Origin of the sequence: Aeropyrum camini SY1 = JCM 12091 (assembly GCF_000591035.1) — an archaeon.
In the GTDB taxonomy this organism is placed as follows: Archaea; Thermoproteota; Thermoprotei_A; order Sulfolobales; family Acidilobaceae; genus Aeropyrum; species Aeropyrum camini.
The window spans coordinates 464,195-487,557 of sequence record NC_022521.1 but is presented as its reverse complement, the minus strand read 5'-3'; the positions used below and the strand labels follow the sequence as shown (position 1 = coordinate 487,557).

Genomic DNA, 23,363 nt, shown 5'->3' with positions numbered 1-23,363 from the left:
CTAACAGCCTAAATAGGTGTCGGCAGGGGGAGCCTTCCGGACGCTCAGGGCTTCCTGCTTGGATAGTGAGAGGGGGAGCGGCGGCCCGTCGAGGTGCTAGATTCTGCCCCTGGCGGTTTCCACCAGGTATTTTGCGGCTACTATGTATGGGAGTATCTCCAGCCTCCCCAGCAGCATCCCAGCTATCAATATTATCTTCATCCCTGCGGGAGCCTCTGGGGATGTGACGCCGGTTGAGAGGCCTATGTTCGCTAGGGCGCTTGTAACATCGAATATGATGTCGACAGTGCTGTACTGGCTTGAATAGAGGGCTACGGCGGTGAGACCCAGGAGGACCTCGACAGTGGTGAACGCCATTATAACAGCCAGACTCCTCTTCACCATGTCCTCCGTCAGCCTCCTCCCTCCCAGGAGGTTCTTGGGTACGTAGCTGCTTGGCTTCAGTATCCTCGTCGTCTCCACGTCTAGGGTCTTCAATGCTATGGCCAGCCTGAGAACCTTTATACCCCCCGCAGTGCTGAACGCACTCCCCCCTATGAGGCCTAGGGCTGCTATCGTCAGCTTGTAGCTGTCGCTAGCCCCCTCCAGGCTGGCGGTTGAGAAGCCGACTGTTATGTAGCCGGAGACGCTGTTGTAGACGGCGTCGGCCAGGCTATATGAACTCCTCATCACAGGGTCCACATACCATATTACCGTGGCCGCGACGGCTGAGACTGCAGTCAGAAGTAGTATTGCTCTGAACTCAACGCTCCTAAGCACCCTGCCCAGCCTGAGCCTCATCATGTTGTCCAGGTCGACAAAGCTGAGGGCGCCGAACAGGGATACGAGCAGGGTTGAGGCGTACACCGCGTAGTTGCCCTTGTAGAAACCCACGCTGTCGGCGTGGGTCGAGAAGCCCGCCGTCGATATGGCTGTCATGCTGTGCTGTATGGCGTCTGAGAGGCTCATACCCGAGAGGTATATTATTATGGCTCCCAGCAGCGTGTACACAGTGTACACCAGCGTCATCCTTATGGCGCTCGCCTTCAGGCTGGCCTCAAGCCTCTCAAACCTACCCTCGGCTATGTACAGGGCGGCGGCCGAGATCCCCGGCCTTGCCAGGAAAGCCACGGTAAACACCACAATACCCACACCCCCCACCCACTGCAGCATGCTCCTCCACAGCTTGACGGACTCCGGTATCTCGTCAACGCTCGGCACATACCCCCCACTGCTGCTCTCCGCACCAGTGAGTATGGAGAGCCCCGTCGTCGTCCAGCCCGCCACAGTCTCCAGCAGGGCGTCGATATACGGTATATCCAGGATCTCCGACATCAGGGCGGCTGAGAACAGGGGTACCGCCAGCCAGGTAGCCACGGTTATGAAGACGGCATCCCCCCGGCCAAGCAGCCCTCCAGGCGCCCTGGATAGGAGGAGGCCGAAAAGCACAAGCCCAACACCAGAGGCGAGCAGCTCGGCTGAAACCCTAAACTCCACCTCACTACGGCCGCCCCATACGAGAAGGCCCGTGAGGCCTGAGACCGTGAAAGGCAGGCTAGTAACCATGAGTATGAGACCTAGGTACTGGACGGCTGTAAACAGGGTTTGACGCCGCCTCCCGACAGCCAAGGGACGCACAGCACCCCTCCGCGGCTCATACACGCAGGGCCTCCCCATTCCACGGGTAAAGAGTCCTAGGGTGTTGATGTCGGGGTCGGAGGTTATAATCACAGCCGCGGGGGGTCGAAGCCAGGCTAAACTCCTCACCGGGGCCCTCGGTGGAGGTGCATGTCTTCAGCCCCCCATTTTCGATTATTTGGATGATTTGGATCGTATTAATATGGCTGTGGGTCTGTTGGGAGGGTGCTGCACGGGTTGGAGGTGGCTAGGCTCGAGGTTTTCGAGGTTTGGATGCCCCTTGTCTCAGAGTTTAGGACGAGCTTCGGGAGCACAAGGCTCAGGCCAGCCCTCCTGGTTAGGGCTGTGGAGAGGGGTGGCGAGGAGGGTTGGGGGGAGGTTGTGGCCGGCGAGGGGCCATGGTACTCTAGCGAGACAGTCTGGACAGCCTGGCACGTTATCGAGGACTACATAGCAAGGCTGCTGCCGAGCAATATAGAGTCGCCCGAACTAGTGGGGGAACGCCTCTCAAGGATCAGGGGGCACAACATGGCTAAAGCTGGTGTTGAGATGGCTCTGTGGGATCTTAAGGCTAGAATGGAGTCGAAGCCCCTCTGGAGCCTCATCGGGGGGGTTAAGAGGGATGTGATCGTGGGGGTGAGCGTGGGCATCCAGCCCTCCATAGACATTCTGGTTAAAACGGTTTCCCGCTATCTCGAGGAGGGTTATGGCAGGATAAAGATCAAGATAGAGCCGGGGTGGGATATAGAGCCTGTCGAGAGGCTTAGGAGGGAGTTCCCAGATGTGCCGCTGCAGGTGGACGCTAACGCCGCCTACACCTTCCTCGACGCCCCCCGGCTGTCGAGGCTAGACGAGTACAGCCTCCTTATGATAGAGCAGCCTTTCCACCACGAGGACCTGCTCGAGCACGCGTACTTCCAGAGCATGGTTAGAACGCCGGTTTGCCTCGACGAGAGCGTTAGGAGCGTTAGAGACGCCGTTGCAGCCCTCAGACTCGGGTCGGCCAGGATAATAAACATCAAGCCGGGGAGGGTGGGGGGGTTGGCGTCCTCGCTCGAGATACACGACTTCTGGAGCCTCAAGGCACACCTACCGGTCTGGATAGGGGGCATGCTGGAGACGGGGGTGGGCAGGGGCCATCTTGTAGCCCTAGGAACCCTCCCTGGCGTCAGGTACCCCTCCGACATAAGCGCCAGCAGCAGATACTACGCGGAGGACATAGTAGACGCGCCGTGGGAGCTTGAGCCTGGCAGCGTCATAAGGGCGAGGAACAGGCCCGGGATAGGGGTTGAGGTGAACTGGGAGCGGCTGCGTAAATACGTTAGGAGGAGTAGAAGCTTCACCCTCCAGGGCAAGGCCTCCTGACGAGCTCTGAAGCGAGGAGCAGGGCCTTCTCCCTATCGAGGGCGCGTGAGAGCAGACTAGCCACCATATCCCGAGCCTCGCCCGGCGGGAGCTCCCTAGGGGCCCAGCCTGTTACCCACAGTATCGAGTCTATGTGGAGGACCGGTATGCCCGAGGACCTCGAAACGTAGCCCCAAGCCCTCTGCGCCGCCTCAGGCCTGGCTACAACCTCCCTATAGCTAGGGGCGTCCACCATCCCCGAGGATATGCTGGCGCAGGCAACCCTAACGTCAACCGGTATGGGGACGTCTAGCGTCAGCGGCCTCCTACCGGCTAGCGGCCTTACAGCATAGTACGCTATCTTAACCGAGAATACCGTGGTCTTCCTGAAGCCCTTCTCGCCCAACGCCGTCCTCAGAGCCTCCAGTATCTGGGGGGCCATCTCCACCAGGGCTGGAGGATCCTCCAGAACACCCCGGAGGGTTTCGGCCGCGCTGGCGGCCTTCCTAACCCTCCTCAGCTTAGCCTCCCTACCTATAGCGGCCCCGCTGCAGGAGGTGAGAAACCCCTCTACAGCCCTCAAGACACCCTCCAGGCCCTCGGCACGGGGTAGCGAGGACCTCATGTGCCTGTAGAAGCAGAGCCACCACTCCTCACCCCTCATGGCCAGCCTGTAGCTGGCGAGGCCTGTGAGGAGGGCGGCGACAGCCGCCTTCCCCGGCCCCACCTCGGAGGCCAGCCTCGACACGAGCTTGTACTGGGGGTCTGCCTGTTCCTCGAAAGCGAGGACCTCGCCCAAGCTAAGCCTGGAGAACGCCCTGGCAACCCCCTCAACCCTCTCCCACCTGAGCCTCTGGGCCAAGAAGCCTCACCCACCCCTCCTCAGCAGCATGAGCACGGCTACTATAACGGCAGCGGCTATGAGTATCGAGGCCAGCGTGGCGGTGGCTATAGCCCCCTTCAGTATCGAGGCGGCCAGGGCGAGGGCCAGCCTGTAGGCTACTATGAAGACTATGGCTGCGATGACTATAGTCTTGAGCCTCCTGAAAAACAGCCTCCTAGGCGGCGCTGGCATCTCCCCCTATCCTCTCGCCGGTTCAACCCTCGGCGCTGAGGGCAGCCAGTATATCCTCGGGCTTCACCGGCAGCCTCCTCACCCTAAACCCTCGGCGCCCTGTATACCTCCTAACCGCGTCCTCCACAGCCCTCGCAACGGCGGGTGGCGCGGCTATAGTGCCAATCTCCCCTACACCGCGGGTGCCGTGGGGGTGGTGTGTGGGGGTCTCCTGGAAGTGGATCTCCACAACGTCGGGGTACTCGAGGGCCGTGGGCACTCCGTAGTCCGCCAGGCTCAGCGAAGCCGGGTAGCCGTCGCTGGTGTACACCATCTCCTCGTATAGGGTGTCGCCTATACCCTGCACTATACCGCCCACCAGCTGCCCCTCAAGAAGCATGGGGTTGACTATGCGGCCTACGTCGTCGAGAGACCTATACTCCACAACCCTCGGCACCCCCGTCCCGGGGTCTATCTCGACAACCGCCACGTGCAGGCCGTAGGGGTAGACGGGCTTCCTAGGGTCGTACTTTGCGTATGCAGAGAGTACCTCGCTGGCCCCCTCACCCAGCTCCCTGTACAGCTGCTCGACCACGTCCCACAGGCCCACGAAGTCCTCGGGGCTGTCGGCGACGTAGAACTCGCCCGGCCTGTACTCGACCCTCTCGGGCTCGACTCCCAGCATCTCCGCGGCCTTCGCCCTCAGCCCCTCCAGGACTTCGGACACGGCCTCTATAACGGCCCCGCCGCCTACAGTTATGGTCCTGCTGCCGAAGGTGCCTACACCCTCTCCTATGAGACCGGTGTCCCCCCAGTAGACCCTCACCCTCCCGACGTCAACTCCCAGGAGGTCGGCCGCGATCTGGGCGAACCCGGTGGCGTCTCCCTGGCCCGTGGGGGTGGAGCCCACTACAATGCTCACCGTGCCATCCCGCCCCAGCGACACCTTAGCCGTCTCGAAGGGGCCGCCGCTGGTTATCTCGACGTAGAAGGCGTAGCCGAGGCCCAGCATCCTACCCTTCCTACTCTCCTCTTCGACCCAGGACTCGAGCTCCCTCAGCCTCAGGAGTTTCAGACCGCGTTTCAGGGTTCCAGGATAGTCGCCGGAGTCGTACTGCCAGCCGAAGCAGTTCTTATAGGGCATTGCCTCGGGCTTTATCATGTTCCTCAGCCTAAGCTCGGCCGGGTCCATACCCAGCTCGTCGGCCAGCAGGTCCATCATCCTCTCTATGAAGAAGATGCCCTCAGGTCTCCCAGCCCCCCTGTAGGCAGCTAGAGGCGTCTTGTTAGTGTAGACTGCGAGGACCTCCACATCCCCGTTCCCAATATCGTAGGCTCCCGGGAGTATGCGGCCAGCTATCAGGGGGAGGAAGATGCCTAGGGGGTAAGCACCCACATCACCTATTATCCTACCCTTCAAACCAGTATCATACCGTCCCTTGAGGCGGCTAGGGAGAGTTCAGCCCTTATGTCTCGCCCATGGGTTGTGGCTACCATGTCCTCCCTCCTGGAGGGATACCATTTGACCGGCCTCCCAAGCCTCATGGCTAGGTAGGGAACCACAATCTCCTCAGGGTACACCTCTATCTTAGCGCCGAAGGCGCCGCCCACGTCAGGCTGTATAACCCTAACGTCAGCCGGGGGAGGCACTATCTTCTCGAGAAGCTCGTCCCTATGGTCGTGGGGGGTCTGTGTCGACACCCACACGGTCAAAGTCTTACCGTCGAAGCTGGCGGCGACTCCCCGGGGCTCGAGGCTCGCCGCATACTTCCTCGCAACCCAAAGGCTGTCCTCCACAACCACCGCGGCCTCCCTGAAAGCCTTCTCCACATCACCGCACGACAGCCTCCTAGAATATGCTATGTTACCCTCGGCCTCGTCATGCACCCTAGGCGCCCCAGGCTCCATAGCCTTCAGAGGGTCCACGACGGGCTCCAGGGGCTCGTAGTCGACCGACACCAGCTCCACAGCATCCGCCGCCTGGTACGGGTCCCGGGCGACAACAACCGCTACAGGCTCCCCATAATACCTAACCCTATCCCTCGCCAGGGGGTACATGGGGCTCGAGGGGACGTCGAATGTCCACGGCTTCAGCGAGCCCTCGAGATCCTGATAGCTGAACGCGGCCACGACGCCCGGCGCCTTCAAAGCATCGCTAAGGTCAACCTTCCTAACCTCCGCGTGGGGGTACTCGGACCTGGCGAACGCGGCGTAGAGCACGCCCTCCAGCCTAACATCGTCAACATACCTCCCCCTCCCTGTCAACAAGCGGTAGTCCTCAAGCCTCCTCACACGCCTACCCACATACCTCCAGCCTACCCACCTGGATAGACGCAATACACCACACCCGCTTCAAGACCCTAATGTGGAATCCAGGATTAATTCACTATCGCAGTATAGATTAAGTTGCCGCTATACACATATACGGACAAGCAGTCCCTTCAAACCAAAGCTTCGGACTGGTACTTGCGGGTCGAAGTCTACAGTATTTGAATCTGAACTGTACCAGACTCCAACCACTCCAACAGTCACCGCCGTGAATAGGCTTTTTAACAATTAGCCTATGGTTCCCGACGACGATTTAGAACACAAGCGGGATGTAGGGGGTTGGGGCTACCCTGTTATGTAGTCTGGCCTGCATATAGCCTTAGGGGGTTATTTCTTTTTCCGGGGGTAGGTTTGCCGCCTCTCGCCAACGCTTCTGCGGGGGTGGGCGGGTAGCTTGAGCGCTGTGGCTAAGAGGAGCAGGAGGTCGAGGGCGAGGGCTGAGGAGGCTGCGAGGCCCGGGTCTACGGGCGAGAAGTATAGGGAGATGAGTGTAGCCGAGTTCTTCGCCAAGAATAAGGAGCTGGCGGGGTTCGCAAACCCCACTAGAGCCCTCTACCAGACTATAAGGGAGCTAGTGGAGAATAGCCTGGACGCCACCGACGCGAAGGGGATTCTACCGTGGATCCACATATCCATTAGGCAGATAGAGGGCTCGGAGGATAAAGGGGGGAGGCCCCGTTACAGGGTTACGGTTGAGGACAACGGTATTGGGGTGCCCGTCACCAGCATGGCTATGGCTTTCGGCAAGGTCCTCTTCAGCAGTAAATATGTTATAAGACAGACGAGGGGGATGTACGGCCTGGGCGTGAAGGCCGCCATACTCTACGGCCAGATGACTGCGGGGACCCCTGTGGAGGTTTACAGCGCGACTAAGGGGTCCCAGTACGTCTATATGATGAAGCTCGTCATAGACGTCCAGCGTAACGAGCCCAGGATACTGGAGAGGGGTGAGTGGAATAAGAGGGGCTCGTGGCACGGCACTAGGGTCACCCTCTCGCTAGAGGGGGACTGGAGCAGGGCTAAGAGCAAGATCCTGGAGTACATTAAGAGGACTGCGGTTATAGCGCCGTACGCCGAGATAATACTTGAGACGCCCGACGGCGAGATATACTATTTCCCCAGGTCTACGAGGAAGCTGCCCAAGCCGCCGAGGGAGTCTAAGCCGCATCCACACGGCGTCGATATTGAGCAGCTTAAATCCATGCTCCGGAACACCAGAGCCTCCACCCTCAGGGAGTTCCTCGTGAAAGAGTTCCAGAGCATAGGCGACAAGACCGCCCAGGACTTCCTCGAGAGGTACGGGCTGGACCCGGGTCTGAAGCCCAGGGAGCTTTTGAAGAAGGGTAGGGAGGGCCTCCTGAGGCGCCTGGTAGACGCCCTGATGGAGTACCCCTTCAGAGCCCCGAAGAGCGACTACCTGAGCCCAATAGGCAGCGATATAATAGAGATTGGGCTTAGGAGGATGTTCAACCCCGAGTGGGTGGGGGCTGTCTCGAGGAGCCCCAAGGCCTACAGGGGCCACCCGTTTATAGTGGAGGTTGGGATAGCCTACGGGGGCGGTATAGAGCCCCGCAGCGAGCCGCTGCTGCTGAGGTACGCCAACAAGATCCCTCTGCTCTACGAGGAGAGGGAGGACGTGAGCTACAAGGTGGTCAGCAGCATCAACTGGAGGCAGTATAACGTCGACTTCCCAGCCCCCCTTGTTGTGCTCGTCCACATAGCCAGCACCAAGGTGCCATACAAGGGCGTGGGTAAAGAGAGCGTCAGCGACGTCCCAGAGATAGAGGCGGAGATAAGGAACGCGGTGCAGGAGGTTGCCAGGAGGCTTAGGCTCTACCTGTCCAGGAAGGCCAGGGAGGAGGAGGCTATAAGGAGGAGTGTGACCCTGGCGAAGTACATACCCGAGGTTGCCGTGAGCCTGGCATACTTCCTACGGCCCCCCAGCAAGTGGCAGCCGCCCAAGCCTGAGGAGGTTAAGAAGCTGCAGGAAGCCCTCATCAAGATTGTAGCACGCCACATAGAGCTGCCGCCCGTCGATGGCAAGACCGAGGATCCGGAGGCGATTGTAAGGAGGATAGTGGAGAGCGTGGAGCTCGAGTAGCCGGGGGGGTGACGGTGGGTGTCGGGCGAGATGTTCGGGGACGAGGTAGATATTAAGGCTAGGCTTAGGGCGGCTGAGGTTATGTATAAGAAGTTCCACAGGCTGATAAGCGACGTCATAAAGGGTAGGCCGCCTAAGCTGGAGATACCGAAGAGGACCCTCTCCAACACCATATTCGACCCGGAGAGGGGTATACTGGTTATAGGCGAGGAGAAGCTGGAGAGGGAGTTCCTGAACGTGGGCGAGTCGAGGAGGTTCATGCAGACCCTGCTGATGGCCTCCATAATATACCAGTCCCTCATCGAGAACGAGTACCCGACTATAAGGGACCTGTACTACAAGGGGAAGCACACTATAGTGTATAGGGACTATACTGGGAGGAAGAGGGAGGAGAACACGTGGGACGAGCAGAAGGAGAGCGACAGCGTGATACAGGATATAGAGGTCTACACTGGCCTCTTCAGGGAGGACATGCTAATACTCTCGAAGGAGAAGGGCAAAGTAGTCGGCAACATGAGGATAAGGAGCGGTGGAGACGTTATAGACCTCTCCAAGCTAGGACACGGGGCGTACGCAATAGAGCCCACCCCCGACCTGATAGAGTTCCTCGACGTCGACGCTGAGTTCGTGCTTGTTGTTGAGAAGGACGCTGTGTTCCAGCAGCTACACAGGGCCGGGTTCTGGAAGAAGTATAAGGCCCTTCTCGTTACGGGCTCCGGCCAGCCCGACAGGGCCACAAGGAGGTTCGTCAGGAGGCTGCACGAGGAGCTGAACCTGCCAGTGTACATTATAACCGACAGCGACCCCTACGGGTGGTACATCTACTCGGTCTACAAGGTGGGCAGCATAACCCTCAGCTACGAGAGCGAGAGGCTCGCCACCCCCAAGGCCAAGTTCCTCGGAGTCCAGATGACAGACATCTTCGGCTACAGGGGGAAGAAGCCGTATCTTAGCGAGGCTGAGAGGAAGAAGTTCATGATAAAGGCTACAGACAAGGACGTGAAGAGGGCTAAAGAGCTGCTAAACTACTCGTGGATAGGGAAGAACCGTAGGTGGAACGTCGAGATAAGGCTGTTCCTGAAGCACCTGGTGAAGCTCGAGATAGAGGCTATCGCCAGCAAGGGCCTCAAGTTCTTCGCCCACCAGTACATACCGGAGAAGATAGAGACGGGAGACTGGATAGACTAGGGAGGGCGGCAGGCCTAAGAACTACCCAACGCTCCCCACCCCATCGCCCGCAAGCTCCTCCAGGGTGGCGTTGACGTCGGGTATCTCGAAGCACACTCTATGGCGGCTGGTTCTCGGCGGGTAAAGCCTGCCCTCTACACCCCTCCTCCTAACCTCCTCCTTCGAAACGCTAACACCCTCCCTCCACGAGCCTACTGAGACGCATGGTGAGTCGTAGTCTACTAGCACAGCTGGCGCGTACCTGGCTCCCAGTATCTTAAGGGCGTTGAACCTATGGTGGCCGTCCAGTATCACAAGGGTTTTGGCGTCAACGAGTATGGGCTTCACAACAAGCCTCCTACGCTTAATATCCTCGAGGAGGATATGGAGCCTTTCACCCTCTATCTCCTCATGCGGCTTTAGGGAGGAGATGGAAACCAGGCCTACCACACCATGGCTAAGCCTGAAGAGGGGCTTGAACACATTCAGAGGCATTCCAGCCAGTCCAACCCCGCGCACCCCCACTTTACAGACCAGATAACACGCCGGAGGATTTAAAGATAAGGTATGTCGGTTTAGCCTCGTGGGAATGCTGGGCTGGCCCCAGTAAATCTTTAACCCTCCGGAGACAGTACTCAAGAGTCTGGGCGCGGCGGTCGTCTAGCCTGGACTAGGACGCCGGCCTGCCAAGCCGGAGGTCCCGGGTTCAAATCCCGGCCGCCGCACCAGCTTTCTTAACCTTGGCATCTTCTAGCTCGGGCTTAAACCTTCTTCCCTCCAGATACCCCCCAGTAAATTCCAGGGGGTGGGGGTTTGGAGGCTGCCTATCCTGTTATACCCTATAAGCCTAGGATGGAGGGTGAGAGGGACCAGCCTCTGGAGCTGCAGCTGGTGGATTTGGAGAGGCTTGAGGCCGGCGGCTATATGAGGGTTGTGCATCACGCTGGGGAGAAGGGGTTCCATATAAAGCTTGTTCTTAACGATAGGGAGGCGATCAGCCTTTTCGTGTGGAACGACAAGGTTTTCAGGTGCCTTAACACCCTGGCCCGCAGCTACGGCGTCATACCTATTGAGGAGATAGAGGTTGACGAGGAGGAGGGTGACAGGCTTATAGCAGAGGGTAGGTACAGGCTTCGCAAAGGTGTTCTAGAGCTGGTTTTCGAGAAGAGCTATGACCCCAGCATAGTAACACCTGGGAGGTGCGTGTACAGGCTGAAGCTGAAGGGCGTGAGGGAGTATATCTCCCCAAAGCACGGGCACTCGGCCAGGCCGGAGTACTTCCTAATAGCGTCACACAAGGCTAGAGGCGGCTAGCCGCAGCCGTGTAGGAGGCAGTAGGCTATTATGGGGAGTGTTATAGTTGCGTCGCCGTAGACTACAACCCTCCTGGAAGACTCCTTTATCTTCCCCCAGCTGACCGCCTCTCGCGGGTGCGCCCCGCTGAGGCTGCCGTCATACTCCACAGCAGTAGTAACGTAGATGGCGTAGTCGAGGCCCCCTCTGAACTGGCTCCACCATATGGCGTGGTGCTTGCTGATGCCGCCCCCCACTATCAGTGCGGCCGCTTTGCCCTCCTGGGGGAAGAATATGTCTGCGAGGCGGGTCATATCCCTGAAGTAGTCTACCGCTATGCCGGCGCCCCGCTGTCTCTCCATGAACAGGGAGGTTCCGAAGGCTCCGTCTGGCCAGCCTGGCACGAAGACGTCCACGCCCCTCCTGGCTGCGGCGGCTAGTATGGAGTTCTCATCGCCCTCCATAAGCTCGCCAGCTAGCCTCAGCAGCTCGTAGACACCCCACTCCCTCCTCTCCCCGGCCGCCCGCTCGACGAGGGTTCTTACAAACCTCTCCACAAGGGGGCCGTAGCTCTCCACAGGTATGAACACGTTGCCGAGCCTGTGCACACCCCTCCTATGAAGCTCCACATCGTCGGCCTCGAAGCGGCCCCTCAGATACCTACCCCCCATGAACCTGGCTATATCGTGGTCTAGGGCTCCGGTGGTTGTGAACACCACGTTGAACAAGCCTCCGGCTATAAGCTGGGCTATAACCCCCCTCAGCCCCGTGGCCACAAGGTTGCCCGTGAATGTGAGTATCCTCACTCTACTAACCCCCAGCCCCTCCCTGAGGACCTCAACCGCCTCAGCCAGATGGCCGGCCATGAAGCCGTGTATCCCCCGGTAGCAGCCTATAAGGCCGTCTACAGTCAACCCCTCCTCCAGCCTGCAGTCCCTAACCTCCTCCACCGCAGCCGCACCAAGCCACCCTTCTTAAATGTTTAAACGTTAAAACGACTTCGAGTATAACGCCCCCTACACTAGATCACGGCTGGAAGACATGGGAGGAAGGAGCAGGAGGGGGCTCTCCCCCCTGGTAGCCTCCATAATCCTAATAGCGTTCACCATAATAGGGGGTTTCGTCGTCTACGAGTACTTCATGTCCAGCAGCGAGTCGGTCATGGCGGCTGGCGAGGGTGTAATAGTCAATGCAAACACAGTGTACGTCAGCAACTCCGAGAAGCTCGTCTACCTCTCGGGCGTCAACGGTCACAGCGGCACAATAACCATAACCCAGGTTAAATATTACATGCCAGACGGCACCCCGCAGACCGTAGATTTATCGCAGAACGGTGGCACAATAACAGTCAAACCGGGAGACAAGTTCACTATCGATCTCCTACTACCAGCAGACGCAGCCGCAGCCACACTGGTCTACACAACAGACACGGGGGAGACACTGTCATCTCCTCCGGTGAGCCTCTCCTAGGCTAGGGCTGCGGGAGGTCCTCGGGTGTGAATGTTGATTAGGAGGTTTTTTACACCCAAACAGCGTCAAACCCCCAGCAAGCCGGGTGTAGAGCAGGGTGGCGGGCGTGGATGGAGCGGCCTCGAGGAGTGGAGGCTAGTGGCCAAATACTCTGTAGGGCCTGTGGAGTACTACCTCTACCGGGATAACAGCGAGGGTGTGAGGCTCGCCTTCAATGAGCCGCCCGAGCCTGGGGAGGCCGTTGTCAAGGAGATCATAGCCGGAAACATAGAGCCGTCCGGGGAGGGGGAGAGGTATCATGTTGAGAAGAGGATGAGCGGCTACGGCAGACTATACCCGCTCGTGATAGACAGCCATATAGAGGAGATAGCCTTCGAGGGGCCTGGGAGAGGCGTTTCCGTCATACACAGCCTAGTCCCCGGAAGGTGGATAGACGTCGATCTAGACCTGGGAGAGGATGAGGCCAACTCCCTGGCCCTACAGCTCGCTAGAAAGGCTGGGAGGAGCCTCAGCCTAGCACAGCCGCTCGCCGAGGGGCTAACGGGCGAGGGCCATAGGGTGGCTATCACCTTCTCCAGGGAGGTCTCCCGGTTCGGCAGCAGCTTCGTCATAAGAAAGTACCCGGAGAAGCCCGTCACCATGGCTGACCTGGTGGCGGGGAGGGTTATCACCCCGCTGCAGGCCGCCTACCTGTGGCTGCTTGTAGAGGCGCAGCAGTTCATAATAGTCTCCGGGCCCATGGGCAGTGGTAAGACGACGCTGCTCCAGGCCCTCGCAGGCCTCATACCCCCCTTCTACAGGGTCATAACCATCGAGGATACGCCCGAGATAAGACTCTACAACAGGCACTGGGACTCGCTGGTGACAAGGCCGCCCCTGCCCGGGGAGAGCATGGTTGAGGTTGGGCTTGAGGAGCTCCTCAAGTTCGCCCTCAGGAGGAGGGCTGAATATATTATAGTTGGGGAGGTTAGGGGGAGGGAGGCGAGGCTCCTCGCCCAGGCCGCAGCAAGCGGCCACGGCTCCATGACTACAATGCACGGTGACACGCCCGAGGGTGTAGTGCTCAGGCTCCAGCTCGAGCCCATAAGCCTCCCCCCGGTCTTCCTCAGCCTCGTCGGAGCTATCGTGATGCTCCGCAGGCTCCCAGGCTATGGAGGGGCTGTTAGGAGGCGTGTTATCTCGATCACCGAGATTGAGGGTGGCGAGGCGATAGACGTGTTCGCATGGGATCCCAAGGGAGATTCTGTGGCCCCCGACACCCCAGGTGGCGTTGTCGAGTCTAGCTACAGGCTTAGGGAGTCGGTGTCGCGGATACCGGACCTGGTTACAGATCTAGAGTCGGAGCTGGAGGAGAGGGCCGGGCTCCTCGAGAAGCTGGCGGGCTCGCCGCCTGAGGTGTTCCACAAGGCTCTAGCCAGGTTCTACTCAGAGCGCTATGGGAGGGTGTAGCGCCGTGGCCAGCAGGCTACACGCCCTCAGGCTGAGGAGCCTCAGGCTGCTGCACATAAAGCTGCACAGATTCTCAGACCCACTTCTCCTAGGCCCCGGTGCCGCCAGGCTCTCGAGGTACTCCCTGGCTGCCATGCTCGCCCTAGCACTCATAGCATCCGCCAGCCTCCTCCTCTGGCTGGCCGGCCACGCCCCCTACTGGCTACCCCTCCTTGCCGGGGGTGCCTCGGCCGCCGCCGGGCTCGCGCCAGCCTTGTACAGGCTTATAGTTGGTAGCATGGTGGAGAGGGAGGTGCCCATGCTCCTCCTCTACATGCTACCCTACTCCCCGGTGGCCTCGAACGTCGCTGACCTGATGCTCGCCTCCGACCACCCCAGCCTCAGGTGGGCTAGGAGGGAGGTTGAGAGGCTTAGGCTGATGATAAAGTCCGGCCTCGACCCCGAGGCCGCGGCGAGGATGCTGGCCAGAACCACCCCCTCTAAAACCCTGGGAGCCATGCTCAGGGAGTATATAACAGCCGAGAGGCTGGGCTTGTCGAGGAGCAGGCTGACCCTGTATATAATAGAGCATACAGCTAGGGCTATCAAGACCCAGTGGGACTCCTACTCCAGGCTAGCCCAGTCCCTGGGGGAGATCAACCTAACCCTGGTATCCACAGCCCTTCTCCTCACACCCATGGCAATACTTGTAAAGCCCCAGGCTGCCGCCGCAGCAGTCCTCCTCCCAGCAGTAGCCTCGCCAGCCCTAGCTCTCGTCCTGGCCGCGCTCAAGCCCCCCTTGGGCTCGCCCCCCACCAACACCTTACTAGCCCTAGCCTCATACGGTGCACCAGCAGCAATGGCGGCGGCCCTAACGCTGGCAACACCGCTCCACGCCCTCGCCGCGGGCGCGGCTCTCGCCCTAGCAGTCGAGGCTGGCTACATGATCCAGTCCGGGAGGGAGAGGCGGGCGCTGGAGAGCCTTGGGGTGGCTGTTGCAAAGGCCAGGGCCGGGCTAGACTTCCACGAGGACCTCAGGAGGGCCAGGGGGGCTGCTGGCGCCGTTGTTGACATTGTCATAAGCGCGTCCACAACCGCCGGGAAGACGGGGCTGTCTAAGGCTATGGAGGCCGTGCACGGCACTATACTCGAGTCCAGGCTCCTAGCCGGGAGGGCTAAGACCGTGGCTATAATCCTAGGAGCCGCCAGCGTGGCCGTGCCCGCCATATCCATACTACTTCTAAAGGTTATAGGCGAGGCGGCGGCCTCCTGGCAGGCAGGCCAGGTCCTGGTGCCTCTAGACACCCTCACGTCCACAGCATCCCTAATAATGACTGTATCCCCGCTGATACCAGTCCCCGCCGCAGTCATACACAGGCCCGGGGCCCCCAGCCCCCTATACAGCCTCGCAGCTGCATCCCTAGCATACGCAGCTGCAGGAGGGGGGCTGCTGGCCTGGTGAATAATAGGCACACAAGCCACTAAGGGGCCAGCCACTAAAAACAGGTTGCCCAGGCCTATGGCTTGCCGCTAGTTTCCCCGCCGGGCGCGGTCCGCCCCCCTACCCGGTTTTTCCTGTGGGCATGAGGACCTCGTTCAGGTCTGCCTCCTCTATATAGGCTACCAGCGTCTCGGTGTACTCGCTCGTCCTAAGCGGCTGGACCCCGGGCATGTGCCTGGCGAGGTCCTGGGTGACCTTCCTGTTCTGCACCGCCTTTCTCACAGCATACTCTATAATCTCCTTCACCTCTCTCCAGCCCATGAACTCTCCAATCAGCAGGGAGGCGCTCAGTATCTCGGCGGAGGGGTTTATCAGGTCCTTTCCAGCGTACTTCGGCGCCGTGCCGTGCACTGGCTCTGCAACTGCTATCCCGTCGCCCATGTTCATCCCTGCGGCCATGCCTATACCGCCTACGAGGGCGCTGGCCGCGTCGCTTATGTAGTCTCCATTTAGGTTGGGGGCTACTATGACCTGGTAGTCCCAGGGCCTCGTTATGATCTGCTGCAGCATGTTGTCGGCTATCCTGTCGTTCACCAGTATCTTATCCTCAGGCCTGGCGCCGCCATACTTCTCCTGGACCTCCTGCTCGGTGACGACGTAGTCCCTGAACTTCTCCAGCGCCACCTCGTAGGCCCACCTCATGAAAGCGCCCTCCGTATACTTCATTATGTTTCCCTTGTGCATTATTGTGACTACCTTGTTTCCGTTCCTGATAGCCCACTCGAGAGCCCTCTCCATAAGCCGTCTCGTGGCGAACCTGCTTATCGGCTTAACCCCTATACCCGCGTCCTCCCTTATGGATATGCCGAACTCCTCGGCCAGGAACCTCCTTATCTTAGCCGCCTCAGGGCTGTCGTGGGGCCACTCTATCCCGGCGTACACATCCTCAGTGTTCTCCCTGAATATAACCATGTCAACCTTATCCGCGTATTTATGGGGGGCGGGCTGGCCGTAGTACCTCACAGGCCTTATGTTGGCGTAGAGGTCCAGAGCCTGGCGTATAGCCACGTTTAGACTCCTATAGCCCGTGCCGACTGGGGTCTCAAGAGGCCCCTTAAGAGCCACCCTAGCTAGCATTATACCCTCCAGCGTCGCCTTGGGGAGTAGCTCGCCACACCTCTCCCGGGCCAGGTGGCCAGCTAGCAGCTCCCACCAGACTATCCTCCTAGACCCCCCGTAAACCTTCCTCACAGCGGCGTCAACAACCTTCAGAGCGCTCTCAACAACCTCAGGCCCAACCCCGTCGCCCCTGATGAATGCAACCACGGGATTATCAGGAACCCTAAGGCTCCCGCCTCTATACTCCACCAGAGAGCCCTCCGGAGGAGGCGAGAGGTCCTCGGGAGAACAGGGAGGAGAAGCCATAGCCTACACCTCCACATAGTTAGCATGAAAGGTAGAAGGATAATATTGTTGGAGAAAGACGGGCTCGCCGAGGGCAGGTTATGCTGGGCGAGAAAACGAGTTAAGCCCTTATCACTAGAGCCGTTGCAGACAGTCTAGTCAAGCTATCCTTTCACACGTCTAAAATAGCTTTAAACCCGATGCTACAAACCCTGTCAAAAACTCGAGGGCTACGAAGCTAATATAGCACTGTGCCAATCGTCTAGCCTTCTAGAGCCCTCTTAATGTTAACGTCGAACGGAGGCTCTATGACGCCCCTGTCAGTTATGAACGCGGTTATCAGGTCGGGCGGCGTAACGTCGAAGCTCGGGTTATAGGCCTCCACATCACCCAGGGTTATCCTCACATACCCCGCCTCGCTGATAACCCCCCTAACCTCGTCGGGGCTCCTCTCCTCTATTACTATCGCCTCGGGGCCGGCGTCGAGCTGGAAGGTGCTTGCGGGAGCCGCCACGTAGAACGGCACCCCGTGCCTCCTGGCAGCGAGGGCTACCATGTAGGTGCCTATCTTGTTTGCCGTGTGGCCTGTGGACACTATTCTGTCAGCCCCAACTATAGCCTTGGAAACCATCCCCCGGCTCATAACAAGGCCCGCTGCACTGTCTACTATGAGTTTGAAGGGTATACCCTCCTTCCTCAGCTCCCACACGTTAAGCCTGGCCCCCTGCAGCACCGGCCTGGTCTCCGTCGTTACAACACTGATATCCTTCCCCTCCATCCACGCGTACCGTATAACGCCCAGGGCTGTGCCGAAGCCAGCCGTCGCCAGAGCCCCCGTGTTGCAGTGGGTCAGCACCGTGTCGCCGCTCTCCAGGAGCCTCGACCCGACCCTGCCTATCTCCACATTACCCTTCACATCCTCCACGTAAATCCTGGTCGCCTCCTCCAGCCCAGCCCTAACAGCCGCGTCCAGACCAGACTTCCTATAAGCCTCGGCAACCGCGTTGTAAACACTTGCTGTAGCCCAGAAGAGGTTGTAGGCTGTGGGCCTCGTCGACTCTATCCTCCTCCTAGCCTCGGAGACTGCCTCCATAAAGCCGTCGCCGCCCCTAGAGGCCGCCTCGGCCGCCGCCAGGGCTAGGCCGTAGGCCGCCGCCACACCTATCGCGGGCGCCCCCCTTATCTCCATGTCGACTATAGCCCTGGCCACCCGCCTGTAGTCGGCCGTCCTCCGGTACACCTCCTTAAAGGGGATTAGCCTCGTGTCGAGCCAGACGAACACGCCCTCGTCGAAGTCGAAGTACAGCGGCTTAACCCTGAGGAACCTGTTTAGAGACTCCAGCTCGCGCCTTAGAGAAGGATCCACATCCACCAACACGTGCATCCCCTATACTATAGGTGTGGCCCAGAACGTGAAATATTGGGGGCGGCGATTCACTGTATGCCCCTCACAGCCCTGGCCTCATAGTAGGTTATCAGCCCTGTCCTGTCGACTATGGCCACTATGGGGGAGTGGTTGTCCATCGAAGCCCCCCTACTCCACTCCACCAGGCTCCCTATCTTCAGCGGGTAGCCCTCGCTCAGCACTAGGACCTCGTAAACCCTGCCCCCATGCTCGTAGACGAGGGTACCCCTCCTCACGCCCGCCAGAGGCTTCCTACCCTTCCTCCTCAGGTCGAAGTATACTAGTGCAGTGTCGAGGCTTAGGCCCAGGCTGGCTATAACCCCTATAGCCGCCCTCCAGCCCCTAATCCCCCCGAGGCAGAGCATATCCCGGGAGGCCTGGTAGGCGGCCTCCAGCGGGTCTAGGGTCCTGTCCCTTAGGTAGCCGAGCCTCTCCAGGTTCCTGCAGTACCCGCTGTCAAAACACTTCTCCAAAACAACGCTGCCCCCCTCCAGCCTGGCCCTAGCCTTGCACGCAGCTACCTCGCCCTTATCCTCCCCCACTCCTCAACCACCCTAGGTACCTCCAGCAGGCTGGCGACCCTCACCTTAGCCACCCCTTCAAGCTCGCCCCCGTCGTTGTATGCTATCGGTAGTCCCACTATCCTCATAGCACTCGCATCCCACATGCTGTCGCCCACGTAGGCCACCTCCTCCAGGCTAGCGCCCAGCTCGTACGCCATCCTAGCCACCGCACCCCGCTTGTCAACCCCCACGAGGGGCGAGCCTCCCGGGAGTAGGAAGCCGTTCCTGTCGAACAGCAGCCTGTTGGACACCCACGCGTCAGCCCCAATCTCGGCGGCCACCCGCCTCACTAGTATGTCTATCCCGCTGCTGACCAGCCCTATCCTCAGCCCCATGCGGCGCAGCGCCTTCACAGCGGCGAAGGCTTCCTCCCTCACCGGTATCTCACCCACTATCTCAAGAAGCCTGCTCCTATGAAGCCTACCCCCCGAGGCTCTGATCCACAGCTCCGTGTCCAGCCGCATCCACTCTATATAGTCTATAGCCCCCCTCTCAAACATCTCCTTAACCTTCAGCGCCTCCTCCTCAACGCCCAGCCTCCTATGAACATAACCCCAGCTGCTCTTGACCGCAACTAGAACACCGTCAACATCGAATATGACAAGCTTGATGCCCCCAGCCATAGCCCCGCTACCCCGCCAGCACCCGGGGGGCTACAGGCCCGCTAGCCTCGAGAAGTCTGTGACTATAATGCTTATCAGCCTCCCCTCCCTGATGTTAGCAATTATGTTATCCCCTATAAGCACGCTCTCGTCGGGCTCCCCCTCCCCGAAGTTTATGTAGAGTGTGTCGGTGTTCCTATCATACTCTATCCAGAGCCTCGAGAGATCCTCCACCACCAGGTTCCTCAAACCCTCCAAACAGGGTACACCCAAGGGAACCTAGCTGCTCTCCAAGGTCAAATTAATTCGACTCCCCATAGGAGTAAATGGGTGGGGGGTCCCTTGCTTGTTGGAGTCTTGAGTGATACCCACGATAACCTGGCCCTGGCCAGGAGGGCTGGGGAGGTCTTCATCGGTGAGGGTGTTGAGGCTGTCATACACCTCGGCGACTATGTTGCGCCCTTCACACTAGCCGAGCTCCTCGGGGTTGTGGGCGGTAGGGCAAGGTTCTACGGTGTCTTCGGCAACAACGACGGCGAGAGGCTGGGGCTCGCTAGGATTGCCGAGGGCTTTGGCGCCACCCTCCTCGACCCCCCTGCCACCGTCACCCTCGGCGGCAGGAGGCTCCTGCTGCTACACGGCTTCGGGTCGCCTGAAAACACTGTAGAGATAGTGGATGCCCTTGCAGCGAGCGGCAGGTGGGACGCCGTTCTATACGGCCATACCCATAAGGCTAGGATAGAGAGGGTCGGGGGCTCTCTAGTACTAAACCCCGGCGACGGGGGAGGCTCTCTAGAAAAGCCCTCGGCGGCACTTCTAGACCTGGAGGCTATGGAGGCGAGGCTGGTAAGCCTTGAAGGCTAGAATAGGCCCTCTGAGGCAGGTCCTGAAGCTTATGGCCCTCGCCCAGAACGAGGAGGCCGGCCTGGTTATAGGGGCTAGGGAGGGGGATACCGTCCACGCCTACATACTCTACAGGACTGACAATCTAAAGCAGAGCCCCCGGGAGTTCGAGTCGGACCCCTGGCAGGTGGTTCAGGCCCACAGGGCGGCGGAGAAGCTGGGGCTAGAAGTGTTAGGGGTCTACCACACCCACACATCCTGCCCTCCAGACCCGAGCGGGAAGGATGTGGAGGGGATGAAGAGGTGGCCCGGAGTCTGGCTTATAGCCTGCCCAGGCGAGGTCAAAGCGTGGAGGCTGGAGGGTGAGGAGCCTGTAGAGGTAGAGCTGGAGGGGTGAGGACGCGGGGCCGCCAGCCCCCTATTCCCCCTGCTCGACCTCCTCCTGCTCGACTATTTTCTTACCGGCTACAGCCTGGTCTATACTGTGTACAATGCACCCAAGCTCCTCCAGCTTCTTCTCCACAGAACCATAATCTATGTCGCTGCCCTCGATCGTCATGGTCAGCGTCACAGTCTCCACGTCTATCTCCTTAACAGTTATGTTGACGCCCTCTATCCCGGGGAGGGCGGCCACCTCTCTACTCACATCTATTATTGAGGGGCCCCTTATGGGCTTCAGCACGTCGAGGACGACCTTCCTAAGAGGCGCGGGCAACCTCCAGCATCCCCAAGGGGATTAGAGTATAGTGTTTGGAGGTTAAAGCAGTTGGCCGCCGTTCCCTACCGCCTCCCACCTTCACCATGCCGCGCCCCAGCCGCCAGCAGCCTCTCCCTTATATAGCCCGGAACCTCCACCGACTTGAAGCCCCTCGGGTCCACCGCCACAGTGACAAGCCTGCACTCCGCCGAGAGGGTTGAGTGCGTCTCGTTCCACACCTTGAACGCGTAGGATATGCTCTTAACGCCTATAGACACATCGACAATATCAACCCTGAAGTCGTCGTGCACGTGGAGTGGGTAGTGGTAGGTGCACTCGGCCCTAACCCTGGGGAACATCACGTTAGACTCCAGAACACCGTGGAAAGCCTCGTCCCCTAGAGCCCGCCTGAAGAAATCCTCCTCAGCCCACTCGCATATCTTGAAAAACGTGCTGAAATGGGCTATCTGCGCGGCGTCAGTCTCACTCCAGAATACAGTACCCCTGAGGGAGTGGATAGCCCCCGCCACGCCAAGCACCAAACCCACTAGAGGGCCGCCGGCGGGTTTTACGTCCTTAAGGCAGAAACGGTTGTATAAGCCCTAATCCTTAAAACCGCTTCATAAAGTATGATAGGTATCCTGGGGCCCCGCACCTCCAGCGGGAAGCGGGCGTGGGCCGGTAGCTCAGCCTGGAAGAGCGCCCGGTTGGCATCCGGGAGGCCCCGGGTTCAAATCCCGGCCGGTCCACCACCCACCCCATCCTCCCCCATGGTAGTCTAGACGGAGTGCGGGCTGGGCTCCGGGGTTAGTCGGGGTGAATGCGTACTGCATAGTTGGGATGGGCGGTGTAGGGAGCCTGCTGGCATACTACATACACAGGGCTACAGGCAGGCCGCCTGTAGCGGTGGTTAGGAGGCGGCGTCAGGCTATTAACCTGCTGGCTGGCCTCAGGCTCTACGGCCTCATAGACGCCCACGTCCCTATAGAGCCGTATGAGGGGTCGCCGCCGCGCAGGTGCAGGCTCTCCTTCATAGCTGTGAAAGCGTATGACGCAGCCGCGGCTGTAGAGGCTGCCTCAGGGTTCTCCGATATGGTGGCTGTAGCCAGCAACGGGTGGGGGGGTTATGAGAGGGCCGTGGAACTGGGCCTCGACGCTGCTGCCATAGTTGTGGAGAGCGGGGTCTCCTCGATGGAGGCGGGGCTTGCTAGGGTCGCGGGTATAGGCAGGTTGATAGTGGGGTCGCGGGGCGAGGCTGGCGATGCCGCTCTAGAGGCTTTCGAGATACTTCGCAGGGGCGGGGCGCCTGCGGTGATGACGGGTGATATTGAGGCGTGGAGGTGGCTGAAGGCCGCTGCAAACACGGCCATAAACCTTATCACGTCGATACTGGGCTCGAGGAACGGTATAGTGGTCGAGAACCCTGGGGCGTGGAGGCTGGCGTCGAAGGCGACCTCGGAGGTTGGGCTGGTGGCATCTATGCTGGGCTACAGGCTCCCGGAGGACCCTGTCGGGTATACCAGGCTTGTGGCGCTGCAGACGTACGACAACGAGTCCTCCACGCTCCAGGACCTGAAGAGGTGTAGGAGGAGCGAGGCACCCTACATAGCGGGGCGTGTGGTAGAGGATGCGCGGAGGCTCGGCGTCGGGGCGCCTACGGTGGAGGCCCTCTACCTCCTCTTCCAGGCCCTCTACACGCTTAGATGCGGCTCCATGGAAAGACTAAACCCCACGGCGGACAACTAGCCCGGCATCACGGTGTGGCTGCATGGCCCGGGAGAAGGTCACGGCTAGGAGGATACTGAAGATGAAGGGGGAGAGGCCGATAGTGGCGGTGACGGCCTACGACTACCCTACAGCGTGGATAGCAGAGGATGCGGGGGTTGATGTGATACTAGTGGGCGACAGCCTGGGCATGGTTGTACTCGGCTACCCCTCGACGCTCCAGGTAACCCTGGATGACATGGTGAGGCACACAGCAGCCGTTGCGAGGGCCGCTAGGAGTCCGTTGATAGTGGCTGACATGCCCTTCGGCAGCTACGAGTCAAGCGTGACCTCCGCGGTCGAGAGCGCCATAGCACTGGTCAGGGCGGGGGGCGAGGCGGTTAAGCTCGAGGGCGGCAGCGAGTACGCCGACAGGGTGAAGGCTATAGTTGACGCGGGCATCCCGGTCATGGGCCACCTCGGCCTAACGCCGCAGAGAGCCTTGAGGATAGGGGGCTACAGGCCGAGGGCCCGGGGGAGGGGTGAGGCGCGTGAACTCCTCCTAGACGCCGAGTCCCTCGTGGAGGCCGGGGTTTTCAGCATAGTACTGGAGTTCGTCTCGGAGGAGGCGGCCGAGATAGTGACAAGGAGGTTGCCGGTGCCGACTATATGCATAGGCAGCGGTCGAAGGTGCGACGGCCAGATACTAGTGTTCCACGATATAGTAGGGCTCTCACGCCTCACACCACCCTTCGCCAAAAAATATGTTGACGCCAGGAGAATAATGCTAGAAGCCCTCTCCAGATACGCCGAGGACGTGAGGGCCGGCAGGTTCCCCAGCGAGGAGCATGTGGTACACGCGAAGGAGCCCCTGGATGACCTAGACTAGAGCTGGCCAAGGT

The 23,363-nt window shown here is 59.8% G+C and carries 23 protein-coding genes, 2 tRNA genes and 2 pseudogenes; 13 read left to right on the top strand and 14 right to left on the bottom strand.

Features of this window, described 5'->3' with window-relative positions:
* Positions 1-96 precede the first annotated feature (96 nt).
* A complete protein-coding gene (locus tag ACAM_RS02695; protein WP_022541269.1) occupies positions 97-1,608 on the bottom strand; it encodes a TrkH family potassium uptake protein in 1,512 nt (503 codons plus the stop codon).
* A gap of 252 nt (positions 1,609-1,860) precedes the next feature.
* Here ACAM_RS02695 and menC point away from each other — a divergent pair, with 252 nt between their 5' ends.
* Positions 1,861-2,982 (top strand): o-succinylbenzoate synthase, encoded by a 1,122-nt coding sequence (menC, locus tag ACAM_RS02690; RefSeq protein WP_232502319.1) that lies wholly within the window; start codon positions 1,861-1,863, stop codon positions 2,980-2,982.
* Here menC and ACAM_RS02685 read toward each other — a convergent pair.
* The 4 genes and pseudogenes from ACAM_RS02685 to ACAM_RS08525 all read right to left on the bottom strand — a co-directional run.
* Entirely contained in the window at positions 2,957-3,823 is an 867-nt protein-coding gene (locus tag ACAM_RS02685) for an N-glycosylase/DNA lyase (protein WP_022541267.1), read from the bottom strand. The genes menC and ACAM_RS02685 overlap by 26 nt on opposite strands.
* Positions 3,824-3,829: 6 nt before the next feature.
* Entirely contained in the window at positions 3,830-4,036 is a 207-nt protein-coding gene (locus ACAM_RS02680) for a hypothetical protein (RefSeq protein WP_022541266.1), read from the bottom strand.
* A gap of 22 nt (positions 4,037-4,058) precedes the next feature.
* Positions 4,059-5,923 (bottom strand): annotated as a pseudogene (locus ACAM_RS08440) (molybdopterin cofactor-binding domain-containing protein).
* An 84-nt stretch (positions 5,924-6,007) separates the two neighbouring features.
* Positions 6,008-6,235, bottom strand: a pseudogene (locus tag ACAM_RS08525) (dehydrogenase); the annotation flags it as partial.
* Between the two features lie 502 nt (positions 6,236-6,737).
* Between ACAM_RS08525 and top6B the strand changes: the two are divergent.
* Positions 6,738-8,444 (top strand): DNA topoisomerase VI subunit B, encoded by a 1,707-nt coding sequence (top6B, locus tag ACAM_RS02670; RefSeq protein WP_022541263.1) that lies wholly within the window; start codon positions 6,738-6,740, stop codon positions 8,442-8,444.
* A gap of 18 nt (positions 8,445-8,462) precedes the next feature.
* Positions 8,463-9,632 carry a DNA topoisomerase IV subunit A gene (locus ACAM_RS02665; protein WP_022541262.1) on the top strand — a complete coding sequence of 390 codons (1,170 nt, stop codon included), beginning with the start codon at positions 8,463-8,465 and terminating at the stop codon, positions 9,630-9,632.
* A 21-nt stretch (positions 9,633-9,653) separates the two neighbouring features.
* On the opposite strand, the gene ACAM_RS02660 is transcribed toward ACAM_RS02665, so the two are convergent.
* The gene (locus ACAM_RS02660; protein WP_232502305.1) at positions 9,654-10,130 is read right to left on the bottom strand and encodes a ParB N-terminal domain-containing protein; all 477 of its coding nucleotides are present in this window, start codon (positions 10,128-10,130) and stop codon (positions 9,654-9,656) included.
* Between the two features lie 130 nt (positions 10,131-10,260).
* Between ACAM_RS02660 and ACAM_RS02655 the strand changes: the two genes are divergently transcribed.
* Together ACAM_RS02655 and ACAM_RS02650 are read left to right on the top strand one after the other, a co-directional pair.
* Positions 10,261-10,339 (top strand) — tRNA-Gly (locus ACAM_RS02655).
* 85 nt (positions 10,340-10,424) lie between these two features.
* Entirely contained in the window at positions 10,425-10,925 is a 501-nt protein-coding gene (locus ACAM_RS02650; RefSeq protein ID WP_022541260.1) for a hypothetical protein, read from the top strand.
* Here ACAM_RS02650 and ACAM_RS02645 read toward each other — a convergent pair.
* Positions 10,922-11,854, bottom strand: coding sequence for a deoxyhypusine synthase (locus ACAM_RS02645; protein ID WP_022541259.1), 933 nt, complete (start codon positions 11,852-11,854; stop codon positions 10,922-10,924). The genes ACAM_RS02650 and ACAM_RS02645 overlap by 4 nt on opposite strands.
* Positions 11,855-11,945: 91 nt before the next feature.
* Here ACAM_RS02645 and ACAM_RS02640 point away from each other — a divergent pair, with 91 nt between their 5' ends.
* The 3 genes from ACAM_RS02640 to ACAM_RS02630 are packed head-to-tail and all read left to right on the top strand — an operon-like array spanning position 11,946 to position 15,264.
* Complete coding sequence (locus ACAM_RS02640) at positions 11,946-12,374, top strand: archaellin/type IV pilin N-terminal domain-containing protein (protein ID WP_022541258.1); 429 nt, start codon at positions 11,946-11,948, stop codon at positions 12,372-12,374.
* 33 nt (positions 12,375-12,407) lie between these two features.
* Entirely contained in the window at positions 12,408-13,823 is a 1,416-nt protein-coding gene (locus ACAM_RS02635) for a type II/IV secretion system ATPase subunit (RefSeq protein WP_022541257.1), read from the top strand.
* Between the two features lie 4 nt (positions 13,824-13,827).
* Positions 13,828-15,264: a type II secretion system F family protein gene (locus tag ACAM_RS02630; protein WP_022541256.1), complete on the top strand. Its 1,437-nt coding sequence runs from the start codon at positions 13,828-13,830 to the stop codon at positions 15,262-15,264.
* 99 nt (positions 15,265-15,363) lie between these two features.
* Here the strand turns inward: ACAM_RS02630 and ACAM_RS02625 are convergent, their stop codons facing one another.
* From ACAM_RS02625 to ACAM_RS02605, 5 genes are all read right to left on the bottom strand, one after another.
* Positions 15,364-16,668 (bottom strand): NADP-dependent isocitrate dehydrogenase, encoded by a 1,305-nt coding sequence (locus ACAM_RS02625; protein WP_022541255.1) that lies wholly within the window; start codon positions 16,666-16,668, stop codon positions 15,364-15,366.
* 241 nt (positions 16,669-16,909) lie between these two features.
* Positions 16,910-18,022: an S-methyl-5-thioribose-1-phosphate isomerase gene (mtnA, locus tag ACAM_RS02620; RefSeq protein ID WP_022541254.1), complete on the bottom strand. Its 1,113-nt coding sequence runs from the start codon at positions 18,020-18,022 to the stop codon at positions 16,910-16,912.
* 59 nt (positions 18,023-18,081) lie between these two features.
* Entirely contained in the window at positions 18,082-18,594 is a 513-nt protein-coding gene (locus ACAM_RS02615) for an SEN2-like domain-containing protein (RefSeq protein WP_022541253.1), read from the bottom strand.
* Complete coding sequence (locus tag ACAM_RS02610; protein ID WP_022541252.1) at positions 18,570-19,238, bottom strand: HAD-IB family phosphatase; 669 nt, start codon at positions 19,236-19,238, stop codon at positions 18,570-18,572. Before ACAM_RS02610 ends, ACAM_RS02615 begins: the two co-directional genes overlap by 25 nt.
* 30 nt (positions 19,239-19,268) lie before the next feature.
* Complete coding sequence (locus ACAM_RS02605; RefSeq protein ID WP_022541251.1) at positions 19,269-19,475, bottom strand: DUF2283 domain-containing protein; 207 nt, start codon at positions 19,473-19,475, stop codon at positions 19,269-19,271.
* A gap of 84 nt (positions 19,476-19,559) precedes the next feature.
* Here ACAM_RS02605 and ACAM_RS02600 point away from each other — a divergent pair, with 84 nt between their 5' ends.
* Together ACAM_RS02600 and ACAM_RS02595 are read left to right on the top strand one after the other, a co-directional pair.
* Positions 19,560-20,081 carry a metallophosphoesterase gene (locus tag ACAM_RS02600; RefSeq protein WP_022541250.1) on the top strand — a complete coding sequence of 174 codons (522 nt, stop codon included), beginning with the start codon at positions 19,560-19,562 and terminating at the stop codon, positions 20,079-20,081.
* The gene (locus tag ACAM_RS02595) at positions 20,071-20,457 is read left to right on the top strand and encodes a M67 family metallopeptidase (protein WP_022541249.1); all 387 of its coding nucleotides are present in this window, start codon (positions 20,071-20,073) and stop codon (positions 20,455-20,457) included. The genes ACAM_RS02600 and ACAM_RS02595 overlap by 11 nt, the downstream gene beginning before the upstream one ends.
* 21 nt (positions 20,458-20,478) lie before the next feature.
* Here the strand turns inward: ACAM_RS02595 and ACAM_RS02590 are convergent, their stop codons facing one another.
* On the bottom strand, positions 20,479-20,775 hold the full coding sequence (locus tag ACAM_RS02590; protein WP_010865900.1) for a DUF211 domain-containing protein: 297 nt from the start codon (positions 20,773-20,775) through the stop codon (positions 20,479-20,481).
* 65 nt (positions 20,776-20,840) lie between these two features.
* The gene (locus ACAM_RS02585) at positions 20,841-21,287 is read right to left on the bottom strand and encodes an acyl-CoA thioesterase (RefSeq protein WP_062661976.1); all 447 of its coding nucleotides are present in this window, start codon (positions 21,285-21,287) and stop codon (positions 20,841-20,843) included.
* A 145-nt stretch (positions 21,288-21,432) separates the two neighbouring features.
* Here ACAM_RS02585 and ACAM_RS02580 point away from each other — a divergent pair.
* The 3 genes from ACAM_RS02580 to panB all read left to right on the top strand — a co-directional run bounded on the left by ACAM_RS02580 (position 21,433) and on the right by panB (position 23,350).
* Positions 21,433-21,509 (top strand) — tRNA-Ala (locus ACAM_RS02580).
* A gap of 64 nt (positions 21,510-21,573) precedes the next feature.
* Entirely contained in the window at positions 21,574-22,503 is a 930-nt protein-coding gene (locus ACAM_RS02575; RefSeq protein ID WP_022541247.1) for a 2-dehydropantoate 2-reductase, read from the top strand.
* Between the two features lie 22 nt (positions 22,504-22,525).
* A complete protein-coding gene (gene panB / locus ACAM_RS02570; protein WP_022541246.1) occupies positions 22,526-23,350 on the top strand; it encodes a 3-methyl-2-oxobutanoate hydroxymethyltransferase in 825 nt (274 codons plus the stop codon).
* Positions 23,351-23,363: the final 13 nt, after the last annotated feature.